The organism is Candidatus Pelagibacter sp. PS_10_02, from assembly GCF_059418005.1.
Window position 1 is genome coordinate 603,035 of the sequence record NZ_CM182076.1, and the last position, 25,198, is coordinate 628,232.

The 25,198-nt window shown below is 29.6% G+C and carries 37 protein-coding genes; 5 read left to right on the forward strand and 32 right to left on the reverse strand.

Going from position 1 to position 25,198, the window contains the following annotated elements; all coding sequences use genetic code 11:
* Genes plsY through AC5SL1_RS03325 form a run of 3 tightly spaced genes read left to right on the forward strand, consistent with a single transcriptional unit; the run spans position 1 to position 3,672 of the window.
* On the forward strand, positions 1 to 576 hold the full coding sequence (gene plsY / locus AC5SL1_RS03315; protein WP_494600280.1) for a glycerol-3-phosphate 1-O-acyltransferase PlsY: 576 nt from the start codon (positions 1 to 3) through the stop codon (positions 574 to 576).
* Between the two features lie 37 nt (positions 577 to 613).
* A complete protein-coding gene (gene topA, locus AC5SL1_RS03320) occupies positions 614 to 3,208 on the forward strand; it encodes a type I DNA topoisomerase (protein WP_494600281.1) in 2,595 nt (864 codons plus the stop codon).
* Between the two features lie 2 nt (positions 3,209 to 3,210).
* Positions 3,211 to 3,672, forward strand: a complete 462-nt coding sequence (locus AC5SL1_RS03325; protein WP_494600282.1) for a RidA family protein — start codon at positions 3,211 to 3,213, stop codon at positions 3,670 to 3,672.
* Here AC5SL1_RS03325 and AC5SL1_RS03330 read toward each other — a convergent pair.
* Positions 3,669 to 4,967, reverse strand: a complete 1,299-nt coding sequence (locus tag AC5SL1_RS03330; protein ID WP_494600283.1) for a UDP-glucose dehydrogenase family protein — start codon at positions 4,965 to 4,967, stop codon at positions 3,669 to 3,671. The two genes, AC5SL1_RS03325 and AC5SL1_RS03330, sit on opposite strands and share 4 nt — an antisense overlap.
* Positions 4,964 to 5,779 (reverse strand): sugar phosphate nucleotidyltransferase, encoded by an 816-nt coding sequence (locus AC5SL1_RS03335; protein ID WP_494600284.1) that lies wholly within the window; start codon positions 5,777 to 5,779, stop codon positions 4,964 to 4,966. Before AC5SL1_RS03335 ends, AC5SL1_RS03330 begins: the two co-directional genes overlap by 4 nt.
* Before the next feature lie 4 nt (positions 5,780 to 5,783).
* On the opposite strand from AC5SL1_RS03335, the gene panC reads away from it, so the two are divergent.
* On the forward strand, positions 5,784 to 6,626 hold the full coding sequence (panC, locus tag AC5SL1_RS03340) for a pantoate--beta-alanine ligase (protein WP_494600285.1): 843 nt from the start codon (positions 5,784 to 5,786) through the stop codon (positions 6,624 to 6,626).
* Here panC and mgtE read toward each other — a convergent pair.
* Complete coding sequence (mgtE, locus tag AC5SL1_RS03345; protein ID WP_494573620.1) at positions 6,623 to 7,996, reverse strand: magnesium transporter; 1,374 nt, start codon at positions 7,994 to 7,996, stop codon at positions 6,623 to 6,625. The genes panC and mgtE overlap by 4 nt on opposite strands.
* Before the next feature lie 62 nt (positions 7,997 to 8,058).
* On the opposite strand from mgtE, the gene lipB reads away from it, so the two are divergent.
* Entirely contained in the window at positions 8,059 to 8,679 is a 621-nt protein-coding gene (lipB, locus tag AC5SL1_RS03350; protein WP_494600286.1) for a lipoyl(octanoyl) transferase LipB, read from the forward strand.
* On the opposite strand, the gene AC5SL1_RS03355 is transcribed toward lipB, so the two are convergent.
* Genes AC5SL1_RS03355 through rpsG form a run of 29 tightly spaced genes read right to left on the reverse strand, consistent with a single transcriptional unit; the run spans position 8,660 to position 25,197 of the window.
* On the reverse strand, positions 8,660 to 9,574 hold the full coding sequence (locus AC5SL1_RS03355; RefSeq protein ID WP_494580779.1) for an RluA family pseudouridine synthase: 915 nt from the start codon (positions 9,572 to 9,574) through the stop codon (positions 8,660 to 8,662). The genes lipB and AC5SL1_RS03355 overlap by 20 nt on opposite strands.
* 23 nt (positions 9,575 to 9,597) lie before the next feature.
* Positions 9,598 to 10,035 carry a 50S ribosomal protein L17 gene (gene rplQ, locus AC5SL1_RS03360; protein ID WP_494580780.1) on the reverse strand — a complete coding sequence of 146 codons (438 nt, stop codon included), beginning with the start codon at positions 10,033 to 10,035 and terminating at the stop codon, positions 9,598 to 9,600.
* Positions 10,035 to 11,063: a DNA-directed RNA polymerase subunit alpha gene (locus tag AC5SL1_RS03365; protein ID WP_494580781.1), complete on the reverse strand. Its 1,029-nt coding sequence runs from the start codon at positions 11,061 to 11,063 to the stop codon at positions 10,035 to 10,037. Before AC5SL1_RS03365 ends, rplQ begins: the two co-directional genes overlap by 1 nt.
* 3 nt (positions 11,064 to 11,066) lie before the next feature.
* Positions 11,067 to 11,519: a 30S ribosomal protein S11 gene (gene rpsK, locus AC5SL1_RS03370; protein ID WP_494573615.1), complete on the reverse strand. Its 453-nt coding sequence runs from the start codon at positions 11,517 to 11,519 to the stop codon at positions 11,067 to 11,069.
* A 7-nt stretch (positions 11,520 to 11,526) separates the two neighbouring features.
* Positions 11,527 to 11,910 (reverse strand): 30S ribosomal protein S13, encoded by a 384-nt coding sequence (gene rpsM, locus AC5SL1_RS03375; RefSeq protein WP_494573614.1) that lies wholly within the window; start codon positions 11,908 to 11,910, stop codon positions 11,527 to 11,529.
* Positions 11,911 to 11,966: 56 nt separating this feature from the next.
* A complete protein-coding gene (locus AC5SL1_RS03380) occupies positions 11,967 to 12,608 on the reverse strand; it encodes an adenylate kinase (RefSeq protein WP_494586944.1) in 642 nt (213 codons plus the stop codon).
* 5 nt (positions 12,609 to 12,613) lie between these two features.
* The gene (secY, locus tag AC5SL1_RS03385) at positions 12,614 to 13,894 is read right to left on the reverse strand and encodes a preprotein translocase subunit SecY (protein ID WP_494573612.1); all 1,281 of its coding nucleotides are present in this window, start codon (positions 13,892 to 13,894) and stop codon (positions 12,614 to 12,616) included.
* Positions 13,895 to 13,904: 10 nt separating this feature from the next.
* Positions 13,905 to 14,363 carry a 50S ribosomal protein L15 gene (gene rplO / locus AC5SL1_RS03390; RefSeq protein ID WP_494580783.1) on the reverse strand — a complete coding sequence of 153 codons (459 nt, stop codon included), beginning with the start codon at positions 14,361 to 14,363 and terminating at the stop codon, positions 13,905 to 13,907.
* Positions 14,363 to 14,875, reverse strand: a complete 513-nt coding sequence (gene rpsE, locus AC5SL1_RS03395; RefSeq protein ID WP_494573610.1) for a 30S ribosomal protein S5 — start codon at positions 14,873 to 14,875, stop codon at positions 14,363 to 14,365. Before rpsE ends, rplO begins: the two co-directional genes overlap by 1 nt.
* A 2-nt stretch (positions 14,876 to 14,877) precedes the next feature.
* Positions 14,878 to 15,234 (reverse strand): 50S ribosomal protein L18, encoded by a 357-nt coding sequence (rplR, locus tag AC5SL1_RS03400; RefSeq protein WP_494573609.1) that lies wholly within the window; start codon positions 15,232 to 15,234, stop codon positions 14,878 to 14,880.
* Positions 15,234 to 15,773 carry a 50S ribosomal protein L6 gene (rplF, locus tag AC5SL1_RS03405; RefSeq protein ID WP_494599144.1) on the reverse strand — a complete coding sequence of 180 codons (540 nt, stop codon included), beginning with the start codon at positions 15,771 to 15,773 and terminating at the stop codon, positions 15,234 to 15,236. Before rplF ends, rplR begins: the two co-directional genes overlap by 1 nt.
* Complete coding sequence (gene rpsH / locus AC5SL1_RS03410) at positions 15,773 to 16,168, reverse strand: 30S ribosomal protein S8 (protein ID WP_347186777.1); 396 nt, start codon at positions 16,166 to 16,168, stop codon at positions 15,773 to 15,775. Before rpsH ends, rplF begins: the two co-directional genes overlap by 1 nt.
* A gap of 10 nt (positions 16,169 to 16,178) precedes the next feature.
* On the reverse strand, positions 16,179 to 16,484 hold the full coding sequence (rpsN, locus tag AC5SL1_RS03415) for a 30S ribosomal protein S14 (RefSeq protein WP_347186776.1): 306 nt from the start codon (positions 16,482 to 16,484) through the stop codon (positions 16,179 to 16,181).
* Between the two features lie 2 nt (positions 16,485 to 16,486).
* Positions 16,487 to 17,041, reverse strand: coding sequence for a 50S ribosomal protein L5 (gene rplE / locus AC5SL1_RS03420; protein ID WP_494599145.1), 555 nt, complete (start codon positions 17,039 to 17,041; stop codon positions 16,487 to 16,489).
* Entirely contained in the window at positions 17,041 to 17,289 is a 249-nt protein-coding gene (rplX, locus tag AC5SL1_RS03425) for a 50S ribosomal protein L24 (RefSeq protein WP_347186774.1), read from the reverse strand. The genes rplE and rplX overlap by 1 nt, the downstream gene beginning before the upstream one ends.
* Positions 17,289 to 17,657 carry a 50S ribosomal protein L14 gene (gene rplN / locus AC5SL1_RS03430; RefSeq protein WP_347186773.1) on the reverse strand — a complete coding sequence of 123 codons (369 nt, stop codon included), beginning with the start codon at positions 17,655 to 17,657 and terminating at the stop codon, positions 17,289 to 17,291. The genes rplX and rplN overlap by 1 nt, the downstream gene beginning before the upstream one ends.
* Complete coding sequence (gene rpsQ / locus AC5SL1_RS03435; protein ID WP_347186772.1) at positions 17,654 to 17,890, reverse strand: 30S ribosomal protein S17; 237 nt, start codon at positions 17,888 to 17,890, stop codon at positions 17,654 to 17,656. Before rpsQ ends, rplN begins: the two co-directional genes overlap by 4 nt.
* Complete coding sequence (gene rpmC / locus AC5SL1_RS03440) at positions 17,883 to 18,074, reverse strand: 50S ribosomal protein L29 (RefSeq protein WP_347186771.1); 192 nt, start codon at positions 18,072 to 18,074, stop codon at positions 17,883 to 17,885. The genes rpsQ and rpmC overlap by 8 nt, the downstream gene beginning before the upstream one ends.
* Before the next feature lie 2 nt (positions 18,075 to 18,076).
* Positions 18,077 to 18,487, reverse strand: a complete 411-nt coding sequence (rplP, locus tag AC5SL1_RS03445) for a 50S ribosomal protein L16 (RefSeq protein WP_494599146.1) — start codon at positions 18,485 to 18,487, stop codon at positions 18,077 to 18,079.
* 2 nt (positions 18,488 to 18,489) lie between these two features.
* Positions 18,490 to 19,170: a 30S ribosomal protein S3 gene (gene rpsC / locus AC5SL1_RS03450; RefSeq protein WP_494599147.1), complete on the reverse strand. Its 681-nt coding sequence runs from the start codon at positions 19,168 to 19,170 to the stop codon at positions 18,490 to 18,492.
* Entirely contained in the window at positions 19,154 to 19,552 is a 399-nt protein-coding gene (gene rplV, locus AC5SL1_RS03455) for a 50S ribosomal protein L22 (protein ID WP_494573605.1), read from the reverse strand. Before rplV ends, rpsC begins: the two co-directional genes overlap by 17 nt.
* 2 nt (positions 19,553 to 19,554) lie before the next feature.
* The gene (rpsS, locus tag AC5SL1_RS03460; protein WP_494573604.1) at positions 19,555 to 19,848 is read right to left on the reverse strand and encodes a 30S ribosomal protein S19; all 294 of its coding nucleotides are present in this window, start codon (positions 19,846 to 19,848) and stop codon (positions 19,555 to 19,557) included.
* Positions 19,848 to 20,693: a 50S ribosomal protein L2 gene (gene rplB, locus AC5SL1_RS03465; RefSeq protein WP_494573603.1), complete on the reverse strand. Its 846-nt coding sequence runs from the start codon at positions 20,691 to 20,693 to the stop codon at positions 19,848 to 19,850. Before rplB ends, rpsS begins: the two co-directional genes overlap by 1 nt.
* A 3-nt stretch (positions 20,694 to 20,696) precedes the next feature.
* Positions 20,697 to 20,990 carry a 50S ribosomal protein L23 gene (gene rplW / locus AC5SL1_RS03470; RefSeq protein ID WP_494573602.1) on the reverse strand — a complete coding sequence of 98 codons (294 nt, stop codon included), beginning with the start codon at positions 20,988 to 20,990 and terminating at the stop codon, positions 20,697 to 20,699.
* A gap of 1 nt (position 20,991) precedes the next feature.
* Positions 20,992 to 21,615: a 50S ribosomal protein L4 gene (gene rplD / locus AC5SL1_RS03475; protein ID WP_494599148.1), complete on the reverse strand. Its 624-nt coding sequence runs from the start codon at positions 21,613 to 21,615 to the stop codon at positions 20,992 to 20,994.
* Positions 21,615 to 22,325, reverse strand: coding sequence for a 50S ribosomal protein L3 (rplC, locus tag AC5SL1_RS03480; protein ID WP_494573600.1), 711 nt, complete (start codon positions 22,323 to 22,325; stop codon positions 21,615 to 21,617). Before rplC ends, rplD begins: the two co-directional genes overlap by 1 nt.
* Before the next feature lie 2 nt (positions 22,326 to 22,327).
* Entirely contained in the window at positions 22,328 to 22,636 is a 309-nt protein-coding gene (gene rpsJ, locus AC5SL1_RS03485) for a 30S ribosomal protein S10 (protein WP_006996810.1), read from the reverse strand.
* 5 nt (positions 22,637 to 22,641) lie between these two features.
* Positions 22,642 to 24,720, reverse strand: a complete 2,079-nt coding sequence (gene fusA / locus AC5SL1_RS03490; protein WP_494599149.1) for an elongation factor G — start codon at positions 24,718 to 24,720, stop codon at positions 22,642 to 22,644.
* A gap of 6 nt (positions 24,721 to 24,726) precedes the next feature.
* The gene (gene rpsG, locus AC5SL1_RS03495) at positions 24,727 to 25,197 is read right to left on the reverse strand and encodes a 30S ribosomal protein S7 (RefSeq protein WP_494599150.1); all 471 of its coding nucleotides are present in this window, start codon (positions 25,195 to 25,197) and stop codon (positions 24,727 to 24,729) included.
* Between the last annotated feature and the right edge of the window lies 1 nt (position 25,198).

Consider the following 25,198-nt stretch of genomic DNA (forward strand, 5'->3'; position numbering starts at 1 on the left):
ATGGAATATTTATTAATTGCATTAGTATCATATGTTCTTGGTTCTATACCTTTTGGTTTTATACTCACAAAAATATTTTTAAAAAAAGATATTAGAAATATTGGCTCAGGGAATATTGGTGCAACGAATGCCCTAAGAACTGGTAATAAGGCTTTAGGATATACGACATTAGCCCTAGATATAGCAAAAGCAGTTATTCCAGTTTTATTTGTAAAATTTAACTATCCAGAATATGTTTTTATAGCTTCTTTAAGTGCATTTTTGGGTCATGTATTTCCTGTATGGCTAAAATTTAAAGGTGGAAAAGGTGTTGCAACTTATGTTGGTATACTTTTCTCTATAAATATTATTCTAGGTTTTGTTTTTGTTGTTAGTTGGGGAATTATATTTGTCATTTCAAAATTTTCATCTTTATCATCAATGATTGCAAGTTTGGTTATTCCACTTTATTTATTCATTTTTGGAAATCATAATTCAATTTTTTTTATGATAATGTTTATTTTAATACTCTATACTCACAGAGAAAACGTTAAACGCCTTAAAAATAAAGAAGAAACAAAGACAAAAATTTATTGATTTGACTATCAAAAGCTTTTGAGTAGTTTGTTTTATAATGAATCTAGTCATCGTAGAAAGTCCTGCTAAAGCTAAAACTATAAATAAGTATTTAGGTGATAACTATATTGTTTTAGCAAGTTATGGTCATATTAGAGATCTTCCATCAAAAAATGGATCTGTTGATCCAGAAAATAATTTTAAAATGGAATGGGAAGTTGATAGTTTTTCTAAAAAATATCTTAAGGAAATTACTGATGCTGCTAAAATTTCTTCAAAAATAATTTTGGCAACAGACCCTGATCGTGAAGGTGAAGCAATAGCATGGCATGTAAAAGAATATTTGAATGAAAAAAAATTAATAAAAGATAAATATGTTGAAAGAGTTGTTTTTAATGAAATAACCAAAAAAGCAGTAGTGCATGGCATTGAAAATCCTAGGCAAATTGAACCTTTACTTGTTGATGCTTATATGGCTAGAAGAGCTCTAGACTACTTAGTTGGCTTTAACATATCACCTATACTGTGGACAAAATTGCCAGGATCAAAATCTGCAGGTCGAGTTCAATCAGTAGCCTTAAAACTTATTACTGAAAGAGAGCATGAAATTGAGTTATTTAATCCAGAAGAATTTTGGACACTAAGTATTAAATTTAATGATAATAATAAAAATAGTATTCTCGCTAGCATCACTCAACTAGAGAATAAAAAAATTGAAAAATTTTCATTCAAAAATAAAGATGAAATCGAAAAAGCAATGAATACCGTTCAATCTAAAAAATTTCAAATAAGTGATATTTCTAGCAAAGTTGTAAATAGAAATCCTTCTGGTCCATTCACAACTTCTACTCTTCAACAAGTTGCTTCAGGTAGATTAGGATTTGGTGCATCACGTACAATGCAAATCGCTCAAAAATTGTATCAAGGAATAGAAATTGAGGGAGAAACTATTGGCTTAATTACCTATATGAGAACAGATGGTACAAATCTATCTAAAGATGCTGTAGATACTTTCAGAAAATATATCAAGGATCAATTTGGAAGTGAATATTTGCCTGATCAAGCAGCTAGTTATTCTGGCAAAAAAGCAAAAAATGCTCAAGAAGCACATGAAGCAATCCGTCCAACAGATATTATGCGTGCACCTGGGTCTGTTAAAAAATATTTAAGTCCTGATCAGCATAAATTATATGATTTAATTTGGAGTAGAGCCCTTTCTTCTCAAATGCAGCCTGCTCAATTTGACAGAAATACTATTACAATAACTTCAGATGATAATGGAACCATTTGTAAAGCTAGTGGTTCGGTGATTAAATTTGACGGATTCTTAAAAGTTATGAACGATAATAAGAAAGAAGAAGATGAAGATATTCTTCCAGAAATGAACAAAGGGCCAATAAATATTGAAGCCTTATTAGACGAACAACACTTTACACAGCCTCCTCCGAGATATTCTGAGGCAAGCTTAGTAAAAAAGCTAGAAGAATTAGGAATTGGAAGGCCATCAACATATGCAAGTATAATATCAGTCATATCAACTAGAGGTTATGCCGAAACTATAAATAAAAGATTTCATCCTACTGACCGAGGAAAATTAATATCTGCATTTCTTGAAAAATTATTTTCTAAATACGTCGATTATAATTTTACTGCTGGATTAGAAAATCAATTAGATGACATAACTACAGGCAAAGAAGGATGGATTAGAGTTCTTGAAATGTTTTGGAAAGATTTCAATCAAAATGTGTCTGACGTTAAAGAAAAAAGAACTAGAGAAGTTTTAGACCTTTTAAATGACAGTCTTGGTAGTTTAATTTTTGAAAGAGATAAAGAAGGTAATATAAATAAACAATGTAAACTTTGTAATACGGGATCATTAAGTTTAAAAAATAGCTTTAGAGGTGGTGCTTTTATAGGTTGTTCAAATTATCCAGAGTGTAAATTTACTAGACCTTTATCTAAAGCTAAAGCAGCTGCTCAATCCCAACTAGCAGAACCAAAGTTTATAGGAAAACATGAAAATGGTAATGACATGTATCTTAAAAATGGAAGATTTGGTCCCTACTTACAATATGAAAAAATTGAGGAATTAAAAGATGAAACTATTGTTGAAACAAAAAAGAAAAAGAAAACAAAAAAAAAGAAAATAGAAAAAGAAGATAACAATTTAAGAAATGTCTCTATACCTAAAGGAATTACATTAGATAGTATAGATCTTGATAGAGCTAAATTCTTATGTTCATTACCTAAAAGTTTAGGCATCAATCCTGAAAATCAAAAAGATATTATATTAAATTCTGGTAGATTTGGCCCTTATTTAAAATGTGAAAATAAATCTGCAAGAATTGAAAATGTAGAAGAAATTTTTTCTATAGGCTTAAATAGAGCAATATCATTAATAGCAGAAGCTAAACCTGGAAGAATGTCAGCATCTATAATTAAAGATCTAGGAGAACATCCTGAGGACAAAAAACCAGTTAGAGTAATGAAAGGTCAATATGGACCTTACATTAAGTATAAATCTTTAAATGCAACTATTCCTGAAGAAAAAGACCCATTGGAGTTAAATATGGAAGAAGCTTTAATTTTAATTGAGAAAAGAAAAGAATACGATAGAAATAAAAAAAATAAAAAAAAGAAAAAAGGTAAATAAAAATGAATTATGAAGAAAAAATTAACGAATTAAAATTAAAATTACCAGAAGCAAGAGATCCTGTAGGTTCATATGTGGCATCAAAAATAATAGGTAAAATGCTTTTTATATCAGGACAAATTTCTACTAATGTAGATGGTGAGCTAATTAAAGGTAAAATTGGCAAAGAATTAAACACTGAAGATGGGTATGAAGCGGCTAAAAGATGTGGTCTAAATATTATCTCACAAGTAAAAAAAGCATGCAATGATGACCTCTCTAAAGTTAAATCATGTGTGAAGTTAACCGGATTTGTAAATTCTACAGAAGATTTTACTGAACAACCAAAAGTAATTAATGGTGCCTCAGACTTAATTGTATCAGTTTTTGGTGAAGCTGGAATGCATACCAGAGCAGCAGTTAGTACTAATAGTTTACCTCTAGGCGTGTCAGTAGAAGTTGATGCAATATTTGAATTAAACTAGGATCCAATAGCAAAATATTTAATTTTCTGCTCTGTCATTTTTTTTGCTGAATAAATGTTTCGCATGTCAAAGATTTTAAAATTTTTGTTTTTAACAAGTTTGTTAAAATTTATTGATTTAAAGTCATTCCATTCAGTGTGAATAATAATTAGATCTGAGTTAGAAATTGCAGATTTAATATCATTAGAAAATGTTACATTTTTTAATTTCTTAAAATCATTTTTCTCACCTGTAGGATCAAAGTAATTAATTTTTGCACCTTTTTTATGTAACGAAGGAATCATAGATAAACTGGACGAGTCTCTCATATCATCTGTATTTGCTTTAAATGTTACACCTAGAAAACATATTTTCTTGTTTTTTATCTTATTGTTTAAGATTTCAAAAGTTCGTTTGAGTAATAAAGATGATCTATTGTCATTAGATTTGATTACACTTTTGATTACTGATAAATTTGTTTTAAACTTGTCACTAGTTGAAACAATAGCTTTCGTATCTTTTGGAAAGCATGATCCACCATAAGCTGGACCAGCTCTTAAAAAACGACTACCAATTCTTTTATCAAGACCCATTCCAATAGAAATATCCTCAATATTAACATTTATTTTTTCACATAGATTAGAAAGTTCATTAATAAAGGTTATCTTTGTGGCTAAAAAGGCATTAGACGCATACTTGATTAACTCTGCTGCTCTTCTTGAGGTGTTAATATATTTTGCACCTTTAGATATAAGTGGTGAATAGAGATTTTTTAAAATTTTATTTGATCTTTTATTTGATGTACCTATTACAACTCTGTCAGGGTAAATGAAGTCTCTTATAGCCTCACCTTCCCTTAAAAATTCTGGATTTGAAACAACAGAAAATAACTTTTTTGATATTTTTTTTGATATTATTTTTTCAATTTCATCTCCCGTAGTAACAGGGACAGTCGATTTAGTAATAATAATCTTAAATTTAGAAATAGATCTGCTAATTTCTTTAGCTACATTATAAACTTGTGTTAAATCAGCAGCACTACTATTTTTTTTGGTAGGTGTTCCAACACATATAAAAATTATATCAGATTTTAAAATGGCTTCTTTTAAATTAGTTGTAAATTTTAATCTATTGTTTTTAAAATTCTTTAAAACTAACTCTTCTAAACCAGGCTCATAAATAGGAATAATGCCCTGTTTAAGATTGTTTATCTTATCTAAATCTTTATCAACACAAATGACATCATTACCTAAATCAGAAAAGCAAACACCACTTACTAAACCTACATAGCCAGTGCCTATCATACAAAGTTTCATATCTTCGCAATTTCTAAAGTAGAGTTAATATAACCTTTCATTGTTCCACAGTCTAAATATTTGCCATTAAAGTTATGTCCAATAAATCTATAATTTTCATCTATCAAAGATTGAATAGCATCAGTGATATGAATTTCTTTACCACTACCAGGCTTTAACTTTGATAACTTTTTAAAAATTGTTTTAGGCAAAATATACCTACCAATAACAGCATTTTTTGATGGAGCAGATTTAATTGAAGGCTTTTCTACAACATTTTTGATTATAAAATTATTTTTATCAATATTCTTTTTTATATTGTAAATACCCCATCTAGAAACATCTTTCTTATTAACCTTCATGCTCGCCATTACAGAAGAGTTGTATTTTTTATGGATAGAAACCATAGACTTTGAACAATTACTTTTCATTATTAGGTCATCAGGTAATAACATTAAAAAATATTTATCTTTAATAAATTTTTTTGTTTTTAAAACAGCATCACCTGTTCCTAATGGTTTTTCTTGGAATACAAATTTAATCATTTTTTTGTATTTTAATATTTTTTTATACTCTTTAATGATCCTTTGGTCTTTTTTCTTTTTAATAATATCTTTATAAAATTTATCGTTATAAAAATAATTCTTTATCATTAATTTTTTTTTTGAGATAATAAAAATAACTTCTTTTATACCAGCATTAATACATTCATCTAAAATATATTCTATTCCAGGTTTACCGTTAATTGGTAAAAGTTCTTTAGCAAAAACACTTGTGAGAGGCAGCAGTCTTGTTCCAAGTCCTGCAAGGGGAATAATTGCTTGTTTAATCATATAAATGTTTTACTTATTAATACTATTATTACAAATGAAATTAATACGAAAGATAGTTGATTTAAATAAGGCAATAGTCCAAGAGAAAGGACTGGGATTTGTTCCTACAATGGGTGGTTTGCATAAAGGTCATGTTTCACTTATTAATATTTCCAAAAAAAGATGTAAAAAAACTCTAGTAAGTATTTTTGTAAACCCATCACAGTTTAACAGCAAAAAAGATTTTAAAACATATCCTAGAAACCTTAATAAAGACATTAAGCTTCTTAAGAAATTAAAGATTGACTATCTTTTTATTCCTTCAGTAGATCAGATTTATGGTAAAAAAAAACTAAATAAAATTTTATTAAAAAAATCACAAAAAATATTATGTGCTAAATTTAGAAAAGGTCATTTTGAAGGAGTTATTGATGTTTTAGACCGTTTAACAAACATAATAAGACCAAAAATTATTTGGATGGGTGAAAAAGATTATCAACAATTCTTTTTAGCGCGTAATTTTATTGAGAAAAAATATAAAACTAAAGTTAATGTTTGTAAAACTATCAGAGACTCTAATAAAGCAGCTTTATCTACGAGAAATTTTTTATTAAATGCTCATAATCTAAAAATAGCTGGAACAATTGCTGGTGAATTATTTAAATTAAAGAAATTGATCAAAAAAAATATTAAAGATAAAAACCTAATAAAAGATGCCTCTCATAATCTTATAAAAAAATTTAATATAAAGATTGAATATTTAGAATGTAGAAATCTTATAAATTTGAGTAAAAAAATTAAAAAACATAATTTCAAATTATTTGTTGCTTATTATTTAAGTGGTATTCGACTTATAGATAACTTTTAAAGAAAATACGCACTTACTCCTAGAAAAGATACAAAACCAATAACATCAGTAATTGTTGTAACAAATACACTTGAAGCAATTGCTGGGTCTATGCTCATCTTTTTTAAGGTAATGGGTACAACAATTCCAAATAAACCTGCTACCATCATTGTAATAATCATGGACATAGAAATAATCAATGAAAGTAAATTATCCTGAAACCATAATTGAACTATTAATGCACTAATTACTGCAAAAATAATTCCATTTAAAATACCTATATTAAATTCTTTGAGAATATTTTGTGTAAAATTGTTTTTAGTTAAATCATTAGTTGCTAAAGTTCTAACTGTTACAGCTAAAGTTTGCATTCCTGCATTACCACCCATTGAAGCAACAATTGGCATTAAAAATGCTAGTACAACCATTTGCTCTATAGTGGCACCAAATAAACTAATAACCCATGTTGCTAGAAAAGCAGTAAATAAATTTAATAGTAACCAATTAAATCTACGTCTTGTCTTTTTAAAAACACCATCTGTAATTTCCTCATCTCCTACCCCAGCTAATCTTAAAGCATCTTCTTCTGCCTCTTCTTTAAGGACAGTTAAAATATCATCATACATGATCATTCCAACTAACTTATTAGTTTTGTCTACAACTGCAGCTGAATTTAAATTATAATTTTCAAAAACATGGCCCACTTCTTCTTTGTCCATATCAACAGGAATTAATAATTGAGATTCCGACATAATAGACAGCATTTTTGTTTCTCGAGAAGTGGTTAAAACTTTAGAAGAAGGAACGGTTCCTATTGGTTTAAAATCCTCATCTATTATGAAAATTTCTAAAAATTCTTCAGGTAAATCTTTATTATCTCTTAAATAATCTATCGTTTGACCTACAGACCAATTGCTTGGAATTGCTGTAAATTCTCGTTGCATAATTCTCGCTGCTGTATCTTCTGGATAACTTAAACTTTCCAATAATGCGAAACGATCTTTAGGTGGTAAAGAGCTTAAAATAGAATTTTTATCTTTTTCTTCTACATTTTCTAATATTGTGATGGCATCGTCAGACTCAAGATTCTTTAAAAGTCTAACAATGCTTTCAGGTGATAGATAGGCTATAATTTCAGATTGTATTGCCTCATTTAATTCAATAAAAACTTGAGGATCGATATTAAATTTATTAAGTTTGATTAAACTTTCTCTATCGCTTTGATTTAAGTGTTCAATAATATCAGCAGCATCAGCTGGATGCATTTCATTAAAAGAATTTGTAATAAATTCAGCATCATTATTGCTAATCTTTGAAGTAACTACTTTTATATACTCTTTGTTAAATTCAAAATTAACTTTTTTATCTTTTATTTTTTTTATTAAAGACATAAATTTACCTATAAATCAATTTTTGCACTAATAGTGTATAATAAGAATAATACAATTTATAAATGAAGATAGAGATAAAAAAGTCAACAAAACCAGTAAAATATCAAGATGCTATAAATTTATTAGAAAATAGACTGATTGAAATAAATAGTGGTAAAAATAATGAACTAATTTGGATTCTTGAACATGAAGAAGTATTTACCGCTGGTACCAGCTATAAATCAGAGGAAGTTCTCAATAATGAAATAAATCTAGTTAAAACAAATCGTGGGGGCAAAATTACTTATCATGGGCCAGGACAACTAATTTGCTACTTTGTTATCGATTTAAAAAAGAGAGAAAAAGATATTAGAAAATTTATTACATTAATTGAAAAAACAATTATTCAAAGTTTATTAGAATTTAATATCAAAACTTTTGGAGATCCTAAAAATATAGGAATTTGGATTAAGCATAATGATGAAATTAGTAAAGTCGCAGCAATTGGAGTTAGAGTGAGTAAGTGGATTGCTTATCATGGTTTTGCAATCAATATTGATAATGATCTTAATAATTATAAAAAAATAATACCCTGTGGTATTTCAGATAAAGGTGTGACTAATCTTAAAATGATCAATAACCAAAATTATGAGAATTTAAAAGATATCGTTATTGATAAATTTTCTAAGAATTTGGAAGTCTAAGTCTTTTAGTTTTTAAAAGTTTTTTAAAATAATCAGGTAACAAAGCCGTGTAGGTATACTTCTTATCCTTTATCATAAATTTAATTTGATATGAATGTAGCATTAAATTCTTATTAATTGCTTTGTCAGTATTACTAAATTTATATTTTTGGTCTCCATAAATAGGGCATCCGACAGCATAAAGTTGTTTTCTTAATTGGTGTTTTCGTCCCGTTATAGGTTTCATTTCAACTAAACTACATATAGAATTTTTATCTAAAACCTTATAAAGAGTTCTAGCTTTTTCAACTATTTCTTTATCATTATCATACCTTGTTAAATCATTATTCCATTCACCAGAGTCTTTCTCTAGTTCTCCATGACAAATGGCAAGATAAGTTTTGTGAACTTTTCTTAGTCTAAAGAGAGATGTTAATAGTTGGGCTGACTCTCTATGTTTAGCCATAATAAAAACACCTGAGGTATCTTTATCTAATCTATGAACTGAAAAAGGTTTGGTATTTTGAAAAATCTCACTTCGAGCAAAAATATCTACTAGATTTTTTTTAGACTTAGTTCCACCTTGAACCGAAATACCTGCACTCTTATTTAAAACAATAAAATCTTCGTTGTTATCAATAATCAAATCCTCATTTTCCTTAATAACCTCCTCTGTAGGAACAAATTTAATTGTTTTTTGAACTATAGTTTCTTTAAAATCAAAATTAAAAATATTAATCACATCACCAGTTTTAACTTTATGTGAGCTTTTTACTTTTTTAGTGTTTATTTTTATTTTTCCACTTTTTAAACTTTTTTCAATTAAACTTTGTGGATAATTGCCAAGATTATTACGAATCCATCTATCGATACGCATATCGTTAAACGTTGAATCAACGTTGAATGACTTTTTCATGATGTTATATTATTATATAAAAATTAAGCAGTAGCTAATTTTTTCTCTTCAGTTTTATCTTTTGAAACGTCTTTTTTCTTTCTATCAACTCTTTTAGCTTCTACATCTCTATCAACAAATTCAATTACTGCCATTGGTGCATTGTCACCATATCTAAAACCTGCCTTAACTATTCGAGTATAACCACCATTTCTAGAAGCATATCTTTTAGATAAAGTTTTTTTAACCTTATTTGCTGATGAAATATCTTGTAGTTTTGACATTAACATTTTTGTAGTTTGTAAAGTTTCTTTTTTTCCAAGTGTTATAATCTTGTCTGCTTGGGGTTTTAGGAATTTAGCCTTTGGAAGTGTCGTTGTAATCTGTTCATATTTTATTAAAGAATTTAGCATATTCTTCAGTAAAGCTTTTCTATGTTCAGAAGTTCTGTTTAACTTCTTATTGGTCATTCCGTGTCTCATTAGATCTGTTCCTCTAACTTCTTAGACATTTCAGCAATATTTTCTGGTGGCCAGTTAGGTATTTCCATACCGAGATATAAAGACATGCCAGTTAATACTTCTTTAATCTCATTTAATGACTTTCTACCAAAATTAGGTGTTCTAAGCATTTCACCTTCAGATTTTTGAACTAAATCACCAATGTAAATGATGTTATCATTCTTTAAGCAATTCATAGAACGTACTGACAATTCAAGTTCATCAACTTTTCTTAATAAGTTCTTATTAAATTCTGGTTCAGTTGACACTTCTTTTATAGGAGCTTCAACTGGTTCATCAAAATTAACAAACATATTTAGTTGATCTTGAAAAATTCTAGCAGAATAAGCAACTGCATCTTCAGCTGAAATTGAACCATTTGTTTCAACTTCCATAGTTAATTTATCATAATCAAGAGCTTTTCCTTCTCTAGCTGTGCTAACAGAAAAAGAAACTTTTTTAACTGGGCTATATAAAGAGTCTATTGCTATTAAACCTAATGGTGGTTCCTCTGGTTTATTCATTACAGCTGGAACATAACCTTTACCTGTGCCAACATTCATTTCCATATGAAAATGTGTATTTTCATCAAGATTACAGATAACTAAATCTGGATTTAAAATTTCAATATCAGTAACTGGTGTTATATCAGAGGCTTTAATTTCACCAGGACCTTTAGCGTCTAAAATAAGTTTTTTAGTACTTTCAGATGAGCTTTTTAATGCTAAAGATTTAACGTTAAGAACTATATCTGTTACATCTTCTCTAACACCTTTTATAGATGTAAATTCATGTAGCACACCATCAATTTGAATAGAAGTTACAGCGGCTCCTCTTATAGATGAAAGTAAAATTCTTCTTAGTGAATTTCCTAATGTTAATCCATAACCTTTTTCTAAAGGTTCTGCTACAATTTTTGCATGTGATTTATCATCATTAATTTTTACATCTAATTGGGCTGGTTTAATTAATGCTTTCCAATTTTTTGCATTTACATTTAAACTTTCCATTTATTAAACTCTCCTTTTTTTTGGTGGTCTTACGCCGTTATGTGGCATTGGTGTAGTATCTTTAATTGAAAGAATTTTAAAACCTCTTGCTTGTAAAGCTCTCAAAGCAGTTTCTCTTCCCGAACCAGGTCCTTTAACCTCAACTGATAAAGTTTTCATTCCGTACTCTAAAGCTTTAGATGCGGCAGAGTCTGCAGCAATTTGTGCAGCATATGGAGTTGATTTTCTTGAACCTTTAAATCCTTTTTGTCCTGCCGAAGCCCATGAAATAACGTTACCATTAGTATCTGCGATTGATATTATTGTATTATTAAATGTTGATTGCACATAAGCAATACCATTAAGAATATTTTTCTTTATCTTCTTCTTTTTAGAATATGAGCTTTTTTTAGATTTCTTATCAGCTTTTTTTTCTACAACAGCATCCTTATTTTCAACTTTGTCAACTTTAGCCATAAATAAATTATTTTTTAAGTGGTGTTAATTTTTTTCCTGCAATCGCGATCGCCTTACCTTTTCTTGTTCTTGCATTACATCTTGTTCTTTGCCCTCTAACAGGAAGTTTTTTTCTGTGACGAGACCCTCTGTAACAAGCAAGATCGATTAATCTTTTTATGGTTAAAGAATAATCTCTTCTTAAGTCACCCTCTACTTTAAAGTTTGAGTCAATATATTCTCTAATTTTTAGAATATCTTCGTCAGTAAGTTCATTAATTCTTTTTTCTCTGGGAATTTCAAGTGATGTACAAATTTGATTAGAAAACTTATCACCAATACCATAGATATAGGTAAGTCCTATGTGAACAAGTTTGTTTTGCGGAATATTTACACCTGCTATACGAGCCATATTTTTTGAGAATAAATTTAGCCTTTTATATAAGAAGATGTTCCAAAGTCAACGTCTTAAACCTTAAGAATATCATTAATTTTATTGGTAATTTGACCAATTTCATCTGCTCCATCAATTTCTGTGAAATTTGAATTTTTAATATAAAAATCTAATACAGGTTTTGTAGCCGTCATATAAGTATCGTATCTTGCGATGACCACTTCTAAATTATCATCTTTTCTTTTTTTTAAATGTTCAGCACCACAGGGATGTAATTCAATTTCTTTTTTGTTAAAATAAGCGTTTAAAGTCATATTGCATATATCACAGGTCATTCTTCCCATAATACGTTTTTCAATAATATCTCTTGAAACATTTAAGAATATTGTATGACCTATAGATTGATTAAATTCATTCAATATAATTTCTAAATTAATTGCTTGCTCGACATTTCTAGGGTAGCCATCAAATATAATTCTATCTCTAAATTTTAAATTAGTAATTGATTGTTTCAGCAATTTATTCACTATTTCATCTGAAACAAATTTTCCGTTTGAAATAAGTTCTTCAATTTCACTTCCAAGTTCAGTATTTAGCTTAACTTCATTTCTTAATAAATTACCCGTTGATAATTGAAAATAATTATGCTTTTTTACAATGAACTGTGCTTGAGTCCCCTTTCCAGCACCTGGGGGTCCAAATAAAATTATATTCACGATTTTTACTTACCGAATTTTGTTTTTTTTATTAATTGCTCGTATTGAGAACTCATTAATCTAGTTTGTATTTGAGTTACAGTATCAATTGCTACAACAACAACAATTAGGATTGATGTTCCACCCAAGTAAAAAGGTATTGGATAATTTGCAATTAAAAACTCGGGCATTAAACAGACTAATGTCAAATAAAGAGCGCCTATTGTTGTAAGTTTTGTTATAATTTTTTCAATATATAATGCTGTATTTTCACCAGGTCTAATTCCAGGAACAAACCCTCCATATTTTCTTAAATTATCGGCAGTCTCAGTCGGATTAAAAGTAATTGAGGTATAAAAAAAAGTAAAAAATATTATTCCCGAAGCATATAAGATCATATAAAGAGGCTGACCTTGTGTAAAATAAGAACTTATATTTAAAAATGTATCATTGTCAGAAAAGCTAAATCCTGAAAAAGTCACTGGCAATAACAATAAAGCAGAAGCAAAAATAGCAGGAATAACTCCAGCTTGGTTTATCTTTAAAGGTAAATGAGAAGACTCTCCACCATACATTTTATTCCCCATTTGTCTTTTTGGATAGTTTATAAGAATTTTTCTTAATGCTCTTTCCATAAAAACGATAAACATTATTGTGGCAATTAATAAAACAAATATTGCTATAATCATGAATGTTGAAACAGCTCCTGTTCTACCTAATTCAAAAGTAGTAACTAAAGCTCTTGGTATTTCAGCAACTATACCAGCAAAAATAATTAATGAGATACCGTTTCCAATCCCTCTTTGTGTAATTTGCTCACCTAACCACATTAAAAACATTGTGCCAGCAACAATAGTTGAAACAGTAGTTATTTTAAAAAATAGACCCGGGTTTATAACTAAGTTTGGTGAAGACTCTAGACCAATAGATAATCCGTAACCTTGAATTGTAGCAAGCAAAACAGTTCCGTATCTTGTAATTTGAGTAATTTTTGCTCTACCCGTCTCACCTTGAGATTTCAAATGCTTAAAGTAATCAGAAACACCAGTTAACAACTGAACAATAATAGATGAGGAAATATAAGGCATTATTCCTAATGCAAATATAGCCATTCTACTAACGGCTCCTCCTGCAAAAACATTAAACATGCCTAGCAACCCTTTTTGATTACCATCCATCATTACCTGCAATTGATCTGGGTCAATACCTGGAAGAGGTACAAATGTACCAAATCTGTAGACTGCTAGAATAAATATTGTAAAAATTATTCGATTTTTAAGATCATTAGTTTGAGAAGATGCACTCATAATATCTTAATTATTTTTTTAACTGTATTGATCCACCTGCTTTTTCAAGTTTTTCTACTGCGGACTTTGAGATTAAATCAGCTTCAATATTTATTTTATCTTTGATCTCTCCTGTACCAAGGATTTTTAATTTATCTGAGTTTTTATTAATTAATTTTAATTTTTTTAATAAAGCTATGTTAATAACATCACCTGAATTGATAGTCTTTTCATCAATAAATGATTGAATTTTTTCTAAATTAATAATTGCAATTGCTGCCTGGTATCTTTTAATTGCATTAAATCCTCTTTTAGGCAGCCTTCTATATAAAGGCATTTGTCCACCTTCAAAAGCTTTTATTGCTACACCAGATCTTGACTTTTGACCTTTCACACCTCTTCCAGATGTTTTACCCTTACCAGATCCAATACCCCTACCTACTCTAATTTTTTTCTTTGTAACTTTTCCCGTTGTATTAAGTGTGCTCATTATCCTCTTTTTTCAATTACATCAGAAATTTTTTTATTTCTAATTGTTGCTATGTGTTTTGGTGAATTTTGTTTTGATAAAGCTTTCATTGTTGCTCTAATCATATTATGTGGGTTAGATGTTCCCATAGATTTTGCAACAATATCTTTTATACCTAAAACCTCACACACAGACCTAACAGGTCCACCAGCAATAATACCAGTTCCTTTAGGAGCTGATCTTAAAACAATTTTACCAGCACCATCTTTGCCATAAACATCATGGTGGATAGTTCTTCCTTCTCTAAGTGGAATATGTATTAATTTTCTACGTGCTGTTTCATTAGCTTTCTTTATAGCATCAGGTACTTGTTTTGCTTTTGCGTGAGCTATACCAATTTTTCCTGCTTGATTTCCAACAACCACAAGCGCTGAAAAACCAAATCTACGTCCACCTTTTACAACTTTTGTAATTCTATTGATGTGAACTAATTTTTCTAAGATACCGTCATCGTTCTTATTTTTAAAATCCATAATTAAAATTCCATTCCATTTTTACGTAAAGTATCAGCAAAAGCCTTAACTCTACCGTGATATTTATATATTCCTCTATCAAAATATATTTTTGTTATCTTTTTTTCTTGTGCTTTTTTTGCTAATTTTTCAGCTACAATTTTTGAAATTTCAGTTTTGTTAGTTTTATCCATTGCTCTGATATCTTTTTCTACAGATGAGCAAGAGACCACAGTTATATTTTTTGTATCATCAATAATTTGAGCTGAAATATTATTTGCAGATCTAGAAATACTCAATCTTAGTCTGTCTGGAGAAGATACTTTTTTTAACTTTCCAGTTACTCTAAACTTTTTTCTTTGAATTGTGTTTAATTTCATTATTTTTTCTTTCCTTCTTTTCTTAAAATATACTGTCCTTTTTCTCTGATACCTTTGCCCTTATAAGGTTCTGGCTTTCTAAAAGATTTTATTTTTGAAACAACCATTCCCACTTGTTGTTTGTCTGATCCACTAACTTTAACTACAGTTTGTTTTTCTACAGCAATTTTAATACCTTCAGGGATATCAAAGTTTATATCATGACTGTAACCTAGTTGTAAATTTAGCTGTTTGTCTTTAAGGGCAGCTCTATAACCAACTCCTACAAGCTCAAGTGTTTTTTCATAGCCTTTACTTGAACCAATTACCGCATTATTTATCAGACTTCTATTCATGCCCCATAATCTTTTTGAATTTTGATCTAATTTTTTTGGTTTAATTGATATTTCTTTGCCTTCAGCAATATCTACATTAAACATATCTAAATCAACGTTTAACGATTTTTTACCTAATGGCCCCTCTATGTTTAAAACATTGCCAGATAGAACTGCTTTTACTTTTTCTGGGATTGAAATACTTATTTTACCAATTTTAGACATTAAAATACCTTACAAATAATTTCGCCACCTACTTTTTGTTTTCTAGCTTCAATATCAGTCATTACACCTTTTGGTGTTGACACAATTGCTATTCCAAGACCACCATTAATTTTTGGTAAGCTATCAGCACTAGAAAATATTCTTCTTCCTGGTTTAGACACTCTTTCAAAAGTGCTAATTACTGGATTTCCTGAGTAATACTTAAGGTCAACAGATAATGTTGGTTTTTTATCATCTGTTTCAATTTTATAATCTTTTATAAAGCCTTCACTTTTTAAAATATCTGCAATCTTAACTTTAAAGTTAGAAGAAGGCAGTGATACTTTTTTATGGTTTCTAAGTAGAGCGTTCTTTATTCTTGCAATCATATCCCCAATTGGGTCACTTAAACTCATATTATCCTTTCTACCAACTGGACTTAGTCATGCCAGGAATTAATCCATGCAGTCCCAAGTCTCTTAAGGCTATTCTTGATATTTTTAATTTTCTGTAAACACCATGTGGTCTACCTGTAATTTGACATCTGTTCATAACTCTATTTTTTGCAGAATTACGTGGTAAATTTGATAATTTTTGTTGAGCTTTAAATCTTTCTTCTAATGATATTTTCTTATCCATTACAATCTTCTTTAAAGCTTGTCTCTTTTTATAAAGCCTATCAGAAAGTTTAATTCTCTTATTGTTTTTATTAATTGCGCTTACTTTTGCCATTTTTAATTATCTCCTTTTTTAATGAACGGGAAATTAAGTTTTTCTAGTAGAGCAAAACTATGCTCTTTACTTATCGCAGAAATCACGACAACAATATCAAGACCTCTAATTTTATCAATTCTATCGAAGTTAACTTCAGGAAAAATTATATGTTCTTTGATGCCAAAAGTATAATTTCCAAACTTATCAAAACCCTTAGGTGATAAGCCTCTAAAATCTTTAATTCTAGGTAAGGCAATATTCACTAATCTATCTATAAATTCATACATTTTGTTGCCTCTTAACGTAACTTTTAATCCTGCATTTGTGCCTTTTCTTGTCTTAAAATTTGCAACTGATTTTTTAAATTTAGTAACAACTGGTTTTTGGCCAGCAATTTTTCCTAAATCTTCTTCAGTAGATTTAATAATTTTTGCATCCGCACCATCTAAACCTAGGCCCATATTTATAACTACTTTTTGTAATTTTGGACCCATGTAAGTGTTTTTAAAACCAAGCTGCTCTTTTAGCTGTGGCTGGATTTCTTTGTAATAAAGTTCTTTTAATCTAGGTGTCATTATTTCTTAGCCTCAATTTTTTTTGCTTTCGATTTGTCATCAACAAGTTTTAAATTAGATAAATGAATAAAGCTCTCTTTAGAAATTATTCCACCTTTTTTTTCTTTTGTTGTTTTGACATGTTTTTTAACAATGTTAATCCCTTGAACTTTTGCTCTATTATTAGGTCTATCAATTTCAATAACTTCACCTTCTTTTTTTCTATCTCTTCCAGTTAAAATTCTCACTTTTAAACCTTTTTTAATCATTATAAAACCTCTGGAGCCAATGAAATTATCTTCATTTGACCTCTATTTCTTAATTCTCTTGTTACAGGACCAAAAATTCTTGTACCAACTGGTTCACCCTTGTCATCAACTAGGACAGCTGCATTGTTATCAAATCTAACTTTAGACCCATCATCTCTATGAATACCTTTCTTAACTCTTACTACTACAGCTTTATGAACTGATCCTTTTTTTACCTTACCTTTTGGTAAAGCTTCTTTGACAGCAATTACAATGGTGTCTCCAATGCTTGCATATCTACGTTTAGAGCCACCTAAAACTTTGATACATTCAATTCTTTTTGCACCAGTGTTATCAGCTACTAATAATTCTGTTTGTACTTGTATCATTTAGATCCATCCATTACTTGAAACTTTTTATTTTTTGAAAAAGGCTTACTTTCAATAATTGAAACCGTGTCTCCAATTTTATATTTATTTTTTTCATCATGAGCGTTGTATTTTTTTCTTACTTTAACAACTTTTTTTAATACAGGATGTGAATATTTTCTTTCAACTGAAACAGTTATAGTTTTATCGGCTTTATCGCTAGTTACTACTCCTGTTAATATTTTTTTAGGCATTTAACTTTCCTTTTAGTATAGTTTTTAATCTTGCTATAGTTTTTTTAGTCTGTCCTATTTTAGATGGATTTGTAACTTGTGAGTTAATTTTTTGAAATCTAAAATTAAATAAATCTTTTTTTAATTTATCAATATTCTTGATAACTTCGTCTTTTGATAATTTTTTAATTTCTTGTTTTTTCATTTTTATATAAATCTTTTAATAAATTTAGTTTTAATTGGTAATTTAGCTGAGGCTTTGTAAAGGGCTTCTTTAGCAATAGTTTCTGAAACACCATCAATTTCAAATAAAATTCTGCCCGGCTTAACTCTACAAGCCCAATATTCTGGTGCACCCTTACCTTTTCCCATACGTACTTCTACAGGTTTTTTTGAAACAGGAATATTTGGAAAAATTCTCGTCCAAACTCTACCTTGTCTTTTCATGTGTCTAGTTAAAGCGACTCTAGCAGCTTCAATTTGTTTACCAATAATTCTCTCTGGTGCCATTGCTTTCAAAGCATATGATCCATAATTTATTTTACTTGCACGTGTTGCTGTACCATGAATTCTTCCTTTATGCGCTTTTCTGTATTTTGTTCTAACTGGCTGTAGCATAATTATTCTTTAACCTCTTTTGATACTATTTTATTTGTTTCTTGGCTAAATTCTTTAGCAAAAACTTCTCCTTTATAGATCCATACTTTGATACCAATAATCCCAAAAGTTGTTAGTGCTTCAGCTTCAGCATAATCAATATCAGCTCTTAAAGTGTGAGAAGGAATGCTTCCATCTCTTAACCATTCAGTTCTTGCAATTTCATTTCCACCTAATCTCCCACTAATAGATACTTTAATTCCTTTTGCTCCTAATCTTAGACAAGATTGCATAGCTCTTTTCATTGCTCTTCTATATGAAATTCTTTTAACAAGTTGCTGAGCAATATTTTCTGCAACTAAATATGCATTAGTTTCAGGTTTTTTTACCTCTTTAATATTTAGAGTAACTTCATTGCTAGTAAATTTTGATAAATTGTTTTTAATTTTATCAATATCACTACCTTTTTTACCAATCACAAAACCTGGTCGAGAAGTATAAATGGTAACGTAACATTTGTTTGATGTTCTTTCGATCATAACTTTTGAAACACCAGAATTAACTACATTTTTTTTGATATATTCTCTTATTTTAAAATCTTCTATTAAATAATTTCCAAAATCTTTCTTTTTTGCATACCAAACAGAGTCCCATCCTCTATTCACACCAAGTCTAAAACCTACTGGATTAACTTTTTGTCCCATGACTCTCCATTTTTTTTGCTTCTGATAAAATTATAGTAACTGTTGAATATGGTTTCAAAATCGGAGCCGCTCTTCCTTTGGCTCTTGGTCTAAACCTTTTCATAACAACTTTTTTTCCACAATATGCCTCTTTTACTATTAGTTTATCTATATCGTATTGATTATTATTTTCCGCATTTGCAACTGCAGATGAAACTGTTTTTCTGATTTCTTTAGTGATTCTTTTAGCAGAAAATTGAAGTTCTCGAATTGCAACATCAACTTTTTTGCCTACTATAGCTTTTAAAATTGGATTTAGTTTTCTAACACTAGATCTGATGTTGTTATTAACTGATCTAACAGTGTTTTCTTTTAATTTATTAATTTTTTTTGTCTTGCTCATAATTATTTTTTCGTTTCAGCTGGTTTTGCTTTTTTATCAGCTGGTGTATGTCCAAAAAATGTTCTTGTTGGAGAAAATTCGCCAAGTTTATGTCCGACCATATCTTCTGATATCGTTACAGGAATAAATTTTTTACCATTGTAGATTAAAAAGCTTACTCCAACAAATTCAGGAATAATTGTAGACTTTCTTGACCATGTTTTAATAGGCATTTTTTTTGGATCTAATTTTTGTTTTTCAACTTTTTTGATCAAGCTTTCTTCAACAAATGGTCCTTTCCACACTGATCTAGACATTATTTTTTAGAATCCTTCCTATTATTTCTTCTTCTTACAATAAATTTGTCTGTACTCTTATTATCTCTTGTTTTTAATCCTTTGGCTGACTGACCTGTAGGTGATACAGGGTGTCTTCCACCTGCTGTTTTACCTTCACCACCACCGTGGGGGTGATCAACTGGGTTCATCACAACTCCTCTAGTATGAGGTCTTCGACCAAGCCATCTAGATCTACCAGCTTTACCTATTTTTATATTTTTTTGATCAGGATTTGAAAGTACCCCAATAGTTGCCATACATCTGGAGTCAATTTTTCTAACTTCTCCAGAGGTCATCTTAATTAATGAATAATTTCCATCTAGACCGCTGATTGTAACTGAAGTTCCTGCAGATCTTGCAATTTTTCCACCTGCTCCGGGCTTTAATTCAACATTATGAATATTTATACCTACTGGAATATCTCTTAGTGGCATACAGTTACCAACTTTAATTTCTTTTTCAGGACCATTTTCAACTTTATCTCCAACTTGAATTTTTTGAGGAGCTAAATAGTAAAAATGTTGTCCGTCATCAAACTTAACAAGCATGATGTAGCAAGATCTATTTGGATCATACTCAATTCTTTCTACAGTTCCTGGCATATCAATTTTTTTTCGGTAGAAATCTACAACTCTATACATTTGCTTATGTCCACCACCTGACATATTACGAGAAGTTATGTGACCATTATTATTTCTTCCACGCATAGAACTTTTTGGTTCTACTAAAGCTTTAAAAGGTTTTCCCTTCCATAGTCCAGTTCTATCAACTAAAATTGTTCCTCTAGTTGATTTTGTATATGGTTTAAAAGTTTTTAATGCCATTTCTTAAATTCCTGTTGTTAGGTCAATACTTTGACCTTTTTTAAGTGTTACTATTGCTTTTTTGTAACCTTGGACATTAACTTTTTTGCCTCTTGTTACTTTAGATCTATTCTGTTTATTGATAATATTTATTTTTGTTACATTCACTTTAAAGATTTTTTCAATATTTTTTTTTAAGTTTGTTTTGTTTGCAGCACGAGGCACTCTAAACACAATTTTATTTTGCTCAGATAAATTTGTGGTTTTTTCAGTAACCATCGGTGATAAAATCTTATCGTATAGATGTATCTTGTCCATATTACGAATATCTCTTTTCTAGTTCTTTAACTGAGCTTTCAGTAAAGACTACTTTTTTAAATTTTATTATATCAAAAGCACTAAAATGATTGATATCTGTAACTTTAACATTTGGAATATTTCTTACAGATTTTTCTATTTTTTCTTTAGATAATTTATCTAATACAATTAATGAGTTTGTAATTTCAAATTTCTTAATTATTGAATTCATTTCTTTTGTTTTTTTAATCTCACTTCCAAAATCATTAAAGATTAAAAGATTATTTAATTTATTTTTTTCAGTTATCAATGAAGCAATACTTAGTTTTTTTTCACTTTTATTTAATTTTCTTTTTTTGTAAGCCAGCTCTCCTTTTGGACCATGAGCAACACCACCACCTACGAAAATAGGCGCTTTTCTACTAGCATGTCTAGCACCACCAGTTCCTTTTTGAGCATAAATTTTAGAGGTAGATCCAGTAATTTCATTTTGTTGTTTGGTTTTTGCGTGTCTACCCTTGTAGTTTGCATTAGTTTTAAATAAAACATTATCAACTAATTTCTTATTGATTTTAGCTCCAAAAACTTTGTCTAAAACTTCAATAGAAACTTTTTTTCCGTCTAAATTTATTTTATCAATTTTCATTATTTTTTCTTTTTATCCGGTGTTTTTTTAGCTTCTTCTGCAGCAACAATTTTTTCATTAATAGTCATTTTATTAATAACTTTAACTGATTTTTTAACCAAAATTTCAGTGTTTTTTGATCCAGGAATTGAACCTTTTAAATATAATAATTCATTTTCTAAATCGGTTTTAACGATTTCTAAATTTTGCATAGTTCTTAACCTGTCACCCATATGTCCAGCCATTTTTTTTCCTTTAAAAACTTTACCTGGATCTTGTCTTTGACCAGTTGAACCATGAGATCTGTGAGAGACTGAAACACCGTGAGTAGCTCTTAATCCACCAAAATTATGTCTCTTCATTGCTCCAGCAAAACCCTTACCAATAGTTTTAGATGTGGTATCAACAAATTTTACTTCATTAAATATTTCTAATCCGAACTCATTGCCTTCTTTATACTGTTCGGTATCTTCTACTCTAAATTCTTTTAATTTCTTTTTGGCTTCTGTATTTTTTTTAGCATAAAAACCTTTCATTGCCTTAGTAAGTTTTGAAGCCTTAATTTTACCAAAACCAAGTTGCACTGCCTTGTATCCACGTTTATCCTCGTTAATTACTTGAATAACTCTTGCTTTTTCCATCTTAATGACTGTAACAGGTACTAGTCGTCCTGTTTTATAGAACTCCCTAGTCATACCAATTTTTTTTCCAATTAATGCAATTTCACTCATAATTAAATTTTAATCTCCACATCAACACCTGATGCTAAATCAAGTTTCATTAAAGCCTCAACAGTTTGAGGTGTTGGTTCTATAATATCTATTAATCTTTTATGCGTTCTTGTTTCAAATTGTTCTCTACTTTTTTTATCGATATGAGGACCTTTTAAAACTGTATATCTTTCAATTCTAGTTGGTAAAGGTATTGGGCCCTTAATCGTAGCACCTGTTCTTTTTACAGTGTTTACAATTTCTTCTGTAGAAGCATCTAAAATTTTATTATCGTATGCTCTTAATTTAATTCTTATATTTTGTTTTTCCATAATGATTAGCCTGCAATCTTTTTAGTTACTTCATCCTGAACGTTTTGTGGGACTTTAGAATAATGGTCAAAAAACATTGAATATTGAGCTCTACCTTGTGACATTGATCTTAAGCTATTAATATAACCAAACATATTAGCTAGAGGTACCATTGCTGTAATAACTGTGGCATTTCCTCTTTGCTCTTGAGTGCTAATTTGACCTCTTCTACTATTTAGGTCTCCAATAACATCCCCCATATAATCTTCAGGAGTTACAACTTCAACTCTCATTACTGGTTCTAATAGTTTTAAAGTTCCTCTTGTACAAGCTTCTTTAAAACAAGCTCTTCCAGCTAATTCAAAAGCTAAAACACTTGAGTCGACATCGTGGTGCAAACCATCAAGTATTGTCACTTTATAATCAATCATTGGAAATCCAGCTAAAATTCCACCATCAGAAATTGTTTCAATTCCTTTTTCAACACCTGGAATAAACTCTTTAGGAATGGCTCCACCTTTAATTTTACTTTCAACTAATCTTCCAGAACCAGGTTCTTGTGGTTCTACTAAAAGCTTAACTTTTGCAAATTGTCCTGCACCACCACTTTGTTTTTTGTGAGTGTACTCAAATTCAGAAGGATTTTGTAAAGTTTCTCTATAAGCAACTTGAGGAGCACCTACATTTGCTTCAACTTTAAATTCTCTTTTCATTCTATCAACAATAATATCTAAATGTAACTCTCCCATACCTTTAATAATAGTTTGTCCTGACTCTTCATCAGAGGTAACTCTAAATGAAGGGTCTTCAGCTGCCAATCTACCAAGGGCTTCACCCATTTTTTCTTGGTCAGCTTTTGTTTTTGGCTCAACTGCAATTTCTATTACTGGTTCAGGGAATTCCATTGGTTCAAGTAATACTGGATTGCTTTCATCACATAATGTGTGACCTGTAATAGTATATTTAAGACCAGCTAAAGCAACTATATCTCCAGCATTAGCTTCTTTGATATCTTCTCTAGAGTTTGCATGCATTAATAACATTCTGCCAACTCTTTCCTCTTTGTCTTTTGATGTATTATATACAGCTGTACCAGTTTTAATTGTACCAGAATAAACTCTAATAAATGTAAGAGATCCAACAAATGGATCGTTAGCAACTTTAAAAGCTAATGCAGAAAATGGCTCTTTATCATCAAACTTCATGTCTAACTCATCTTCTGTTCCAGGTTTTGTACCTTTAATTGATCCAATATCAATTGGACTTGGAAGATAATTTATTGTTGCATCAAGAAGTGGTTGTACACCTTTATTTTTAAAAGCAGAACCAGTTGTTATTGGTACAAAAGTGAAATTTAATGTACCTTTTCTTATACATCTAATTAAATCTTCTTCTTTAATTTCTTCGCCATTTAAATAGGCTTCCATTAATTTCTCATCTTGCTCAACAGCCAACTCAACTAATTCTGTTCTATATTTTTGAGAAATTTCTTTTAAATCATCTGGGATATCTTTGTACTCCCACTCTGCACCTAGAGCTTCATTTTTCCAAATTTGTGCTTTCATTTTTACTAAATCTACAACACCCACTAAATCTGCTTCAATACCAATAGGAATTTGAATAGGTAGAGGCGTACAACCTAGTCTATCTTTAATCATTTCAACACATCTATAGAAATCAGCACCTGTTCTATCTAATTTATTAACAAAACATATTCTTGGAACTTTATATTTGTCAGCTTGTCTCCAAACAGTTTCTGATTGAGGTTCTACACCTGCTACACCATCAAAAACACAAACAGCTCCATCTAAAACTTTAAGAGATCTTTCAACTTCGATAGTAAAATCTACGTGGCCAGGGGTATCAATAATATTAATTCTATGATCGTTCCAGAAACAAGTTGTAGCGGCTGAGGTAATTGTTATTCCTCTTTCTTGTTCTTGTTCCATCCAGTCCATTGTTGCAGCACCATCATGTACTTCACCAATTTTATGACTTTTACCAGTGTAATATAATATTCTCTCTGTAGTAGTAGTTTTTCCAGCATCAATGTGTGCCATGATACCAATGTTTCTGTATTTATCTAAAGTATGTGTTCTAGCCATAATTTTTTACCACCTGAAATGAGCAAATGCTTTATTTGACTCAGCCATTTTGTGAACATCTTCTCTTTTTTTAACTGCAGAACCTTTTTTTTCATAAGCATCATACAGTTCGTTAAAAATTTTATCAGACATATGTTTATCTTTTCTTTTTCTAGATGCATCAACTAACCATCTGATTGCCAGAGCTTGTGCTCTTTTTGATTTTACTTCAACTGGCACTTGATATGTTGCACCACCAACTCTTCTAGATCTAACTTCTACAGTTGGTTTAATGTTATTAATTGCTTCATTAAAAACATTAATTGGCTCTTCTTTCGTTTTTGATTTAATTTTTTCTATTGCTTCATAAACTATTTTTTCAGCTACAACTTTTTTTCCATCATACATAATCGAGTTTATTAGTTTTGGAATAATTGTAGAATTAAATATCGGGTCTGGGGTAACAACTTTTTTGGGTTGTGTTTTTTTTCTAGACATA

Bases quoted from the DNA above. Each gene is read 5' to 3' on its own strand.
- rplX (WP_347186774.1), bottom strand. From the start codon at position 17,289: ATGATTAAAAAAGGTTTAAAAGTGAGAATTTTAACTGGAAGAGATAGA.
- mgtE (WP_494573620.1), bottom strand. From the start codon at position 7,996: ATGTCTTTAATAAAAAAAATAAAAGATAAAAAAGTTAATTTTGAATTT.
- rpsK (WP_494573615.1), bottom strand. From the start codon at position 11,519: ATGGCTAAAGTTGACAAAGTTGAAAATAAGGATGCTGTTGTAGAAAAA.
- fusA (WP_494599149.1), bottom strand. From the start codon at position 24,720: ATGGCTAGAACACATACTTTAGATAAATACAGAAACATTGGTATCATG.
- rplQ (WP_494580780.1), bottom strand. From the start codon at position 10,035: ATGAGACACGGAATGACCAATAAGAAGTTAAACAGAACTTCTGAACAT.
- rplR (WP_494573609.1), bottom strand. From the start codon at position 15,234: ATGAAATTAAACACAATTCAAAGAAAAAAGTTTAGAGTAACTGGAAAG.
- rpsM (WP_494573614.1), bottom strand. From the start codon at position 11,910: ATGGCTCGTATAGCAGGTGTAAATATTCCGCAAAACAAACTTGTTCAC.
- panC (WP_494600285.1), top strand. From the start codon at position 5,784: ATGTTTTACTTATTAATACTATTATTACAAATGAAATTAATACGAAAG.
- rplF (WP_494599144.1), bottom strand. From the start codon at position 15,773: ATGTCTAAAATTGGTAAAATAAGTATTTCAATCCCAGAAAAAGTAAAA.
- rplV (WP_494573605.1), bottom strand. From the start codon at position 19,552: ATGAGCAAGACAAAAAAAATTAATAAATTAAAAGAAAACACTGTTAGA.
- rplW (WP_494573602.1), bottom strand. From the start codon at position 20,990: ATGGACAAGATACATCTATACGATAAGATTTTATCACCGATGGTTACT.
- rpsQ (WP_347186772.1), bottom strand. From the start codon at position 17,890: ATGCCTAAAAAAATATTAACAGGAGTAGTAACTAGCGATAAAGCCGAT.
- rpsS (WP_494573604.1), bottom strand. From the start codon at position 19,848: ATGTCTAGATCAGTGTGGAAAGGACCATTTGTTGAAGAAAGCTTGATC.
- rpsC (WP_494599147.1), bottom strand. From the start codon at position 19,170: ATGGGACAAAAAGTTAATCCAGTAGGTTTTAGACTTGGTGTGAATAGA.
- rplE (WP_494599145.1), bottom strand. From the start codon at position 17,041: ATGACACCTAGATTAAAAGAACTTTATTACAAAGAAATCCAGCCACAG.
- AC5SL1_RS03365 (WP_494580781.1), bottom strand. From the start codon at position 11,063: ATGGAAAGTTTAAATGTAAATGCAAAAAATTGGAAAGCATTAATTAAA.
- rpmC (WP_347186771.1), bottom strand. From the start codon at position 18,074: ATGAAAAAACAAGAAATTAAAAAATTATCAAAAGACGAAGTTATCAAG.
- AC5SL1_RS03355 (WP_494580779.1), bottom strand. From the start codon at position 9,574: ATGAAAAAGTCATTCAACGTTGATTCAACGTTTAACGATATGCGTATC.
- rplC (WP_494573600.1), bottom strand. From the start codon at position 22,325: ATGAGTGAAATTGCATTAATTGGAAAAAAAATTGGTATGACTAGGGAG.
- rpsE (WP_494573610.1), bottom strand. From the start codon at position 14,875: ATGGATTTTAAAAATAAGAACGATGACGGTATCTTAGAAAAATTAGTT.
- AC5SL1_RS03335 (WP_494600284.1), bottom strand. From the start codon at position 5,779: ATGATTAAACAAGCAATTATTCCCCTTGCAGGACTTGGAACAAGACTG.
- rplD (WP_494599148.1), bottom strand. From the start codon at position 21,615: ATGAAAATTGATAAAATAAATTTAGACGGAAAAAAAGTTTCTATTGAA.
- AC5SL1_RS03325 (WP_494600282.1), top strand. From the start codon at position 3,211: ATGAATTATGAAGAAAAAATTAACGAATTAAAATTAAAATTACCAGAA.
- rplN (WP_347186773.1), bottom strand. From the start codon at position 17,657: ATGATACAAGTACAAACAGAATTATTAGTAGCTGATAACACTGGTGCA.
- rplB (WP_494573603.1), bottom strand. From the start codon at position 20,693: ATGGCATTAAAAACTTTTAAACCATATACAAAATCAACTAGAGGAACA.
- rpsJ (WP_006996810.1), bottom strand. From the start codon at position 22,636: ATGGAAAAACAAAATATAAGAATTAAATTAAGAGCATACGATAATAAA.
- secY (WP_494573612.1), bottom strand. From the start codon at position 13,894: ATGAGTGCATCTTCTCAAACTAATGATCTTAAAAATCGAATAATTTTT.
- rplO (WP_494580783.1), bottom strand. From the start codon at position 14,363: ATGAGCACACTTAATACAACGGGAAAAGTTACAAAGAAAAAAATTAGA.
- plsY (WP_494600280.1), top strand. From the start codon at position 1: ATGGAATATTTATTAATTGCATTAGTATCATATGTTCTTGGTTCTATA.
- AC5SL1_RS03330 (WP_494600283.1), bottom strand. From the start codon at position 4,967: ATGAAACTTTGTATGATAGGCACTGGCTATGTAGGTTTAGTAAGTGGT.
- lipB (WP_494600286.1), top strand. From the start codon at position 8,059: ATGAAGATAGAGATAAAAAAGTCAACAAAACCAGTAAAATATCAAGAT.
- rplP (WP_494599146.1), bottom strand. From the start codon at position 18,487: ATGCTACAGCCAGTTAGAACAAAATACAGAAAAGCGCATAAAGGAAGA.
- rpsN (WP_347186776.1), bottom strand. From the start codon at position 16,484: ATGGCAAAAGTAAGCGCAATTAATAAAAACAATAAGAGAATTAAACTT.
- rpsH (WP_347186777.1), bottom strand. From the start codon at position 16,168: ATGAGTTTAAGTGACCCAATTGGGGATATGATTGCAAGAATAAAGAAC.
- rpsG (WP_494599150.1), bottom strand. From the start codon at position 25,197: ATGTCTAGAAAAAAAACACAACCCAAAAAAGTTGTTACCCCAGACCCG.
- topA (WP_494600281.1), top strand. From the start codon at position 614: ATGAATCTAGTCATCGTAGAAAGTCCTGCTAAAGCTAAAACTATAAAT.